The sequence below is a fragment of the Alkalihalophilus lindianensis genome, assembly GCF_032843265.1.
Classification (GTDB): domain Bacteria; phylum Bacillota; class Bacilli; order Bacillales; family Bacillaceae_D; genus Alkalihalophilus; species Alkalihalophilus lindianensis.
This window is the reverse complement of sequence record NZ_JAWJBA010001000.1, coordinates 1-238: the sequence shown is the minus strand read 5'-3', so window position 1 is coordinate 238 and position 238 is coordinate 1. Positions and strand designations below refer to the sequence as shown.

Genomic DNA, 238 nt, shown 5'->3' with positions numbered 1-238 from the left:
AAAATGATACGCTCAGGTAATCGTTATCTTCGTTATTACCTTGTTGAAGCTGCCAACTCGGTACAGCGAAATGAATCTGAGTTTCGGGCATACTACCTGAAAAAGTATCATGAGGTTCCTAAGCACCAACACTAAAGAGCACTCGTCTTAACGGCAAGAAAACTTGTGCGTTTGATCGATGCGCTGCTACGCAATGATCAAATATACACGCCAAGAAGGAAGGTGAATAACTAAGGAA

At 42.0% G+C, this 238-nt stretch carries 1 pseudogene; it reads left to right on the top strand.

The annotated features are described in order from the left end of the window. Positions 1 to 234, top strand: a pseudogene (locus RYX56_RS25130) (IS110 family transposase); the annotation flags it as partial. Positions 235 to 238 lie beyond the last annotated feature (4 nt).